Origin of the sequence: Mesorhizobium sp. M7A.F.Ca.MR.362.00.0.0, from assembly GCF_004023175.1 — a bacterium.
In the GTDB taxonomy this organism is placed as follows: Bacteria; Pseudomonadota; Alphaproteobacteria; order Rhizobiales; family Rhizobiaceae; genus Mesorhizobium.
On the sequence record NZ_RZTF01000773.1, the window covers coordinates 1 to 1,151 of the forward strand.

The 1,151-nt window shown below is 54.9% G+C and carries 1 protein-coding gene and 1 pseudogene; one reads left to right on the top strand and one right to left on the bottom strand.

The genetic code is table 11. The features are described from left to right. Window positions 1-182 precede the first annotated feature (182 nt). Complete coding sequence (locus EOC06_RS37590; RefSeq protein ID WP_306462386.1) at window positions 183-707, bottom strand: GNAT family N-acetyltransferase; 525 nt, start codon at window positions 705-707, stop codon at window positions 183-185. Between the two features lie 345 nt (window positions 708-1,052). On the opposite strand from EOC06_RS37590, the pseudogene EOC06_RS37595 reads away from it, so the two are divergent. Continuing rightward, a pseudogene (locus tag EOC06_RS37595) lies at window positions 1,053-1,151 on the top strand (IS6 family transposase); the annotation flags it as partial.

Genomic DNA, 1,151 nt, shown 5'->3' on the forward strand with positions numbered 1-1,151 from the left:
CGTTCAGCAGACCGAGGTCGCCATCGGCTGCGCCGGCCTCAACCGCATGCTAGCCTGCGCACGCCCGCAATCCGTTCGCCGCAAGGCAGCCACGGCATAGTCTGCCGCTTCAAAGATCGCCATCCGCTTAAGTCCGGATCCATGCACCAACGTCAGCCCAATGCGTACCAGTTTGCTTAGCGTCACCGAGGCGGACGGCGCAATTCAAAGAGCTGATAGTTCGTTCCATCAACGACAACTGGCCCGAGGCAGGAAAAGCCCAGTGGCGTTCTCGTTCTGAGGGATCGTATATTCGTCGGGCGTATGAAAGAGACCAACCGATCGATAGGTTGGGTTGCGAAGGCGAATTCGATCACTGGCTTAAGGCTTTCGGGCCCAATCCCCTGACCACATCGGGTTCCGAACAAGCAGCATCCGGTTTCAATGTCGTTGTCATCGACGCGGCGCAGCCCGGACCGCCCCACGAAATGCAAGTCGCCATTGTCCTCTCGTTCATAGACCATCCAGAATCCATACCCGTAGGTTTCCCACTCATGAAGATAGAAGGATAGCCGCGCCTCGGACATTTCCCGCGTTGGCCGTATTCCCCCCATTATCGATTCGACTACTAGCGGATCACAGTGTAGGCGATGCAGGGCATCGCCGTCCCAAAGACGTATTGGGCGCATGAATAAACGTTCTGTTTCCAGATTAATATGAAATGCCATCTATCTTTCCATCCATCTCGGTGACCCGCGACATGAATACCGGGGCAGCGCTCGCCGCCTCACACCGAAGGGTCTCAAAACTCGGGCCAAATTGGCTGATCGGGCCGAACGAGAAATGTTGTGATTTGTTTTCAGCTATTTAGCCTGACGCAAACCAATCGGCTAAGCAAGCCGGTGTCGCAGACACGACAATCCCGACACGAGGTGTCAGCATGGCGTCAGTTGAGACGGCACTGTAAAGTTACATTTCGATCCCGGACAGGGTGACGAACTGGGGTTGTGTTGCAAAGTTTTGGTAACTGGTCGCATGGGAGGAACCCTGCATCAATTTTCGCGAGGTTCGAGATGTTCAAAGGCCGTCAGTTCGACCAGTCCGTCATCTTGTTATGCGTGCGCTGGTATCTGGCCTACAATCTGAGCCTGCGCGACTGGAAAGAAATGATG

What these genes read in the sequence shown, in the direction of transcription:
- EOC06_RS37590 (WP_306462386.1), bottom strand. Translation starts at nt 707, where the DNA reads ATGGCATTTCATATTAATCTGGAAACAGAACGTTTATTCATGCGCCCA.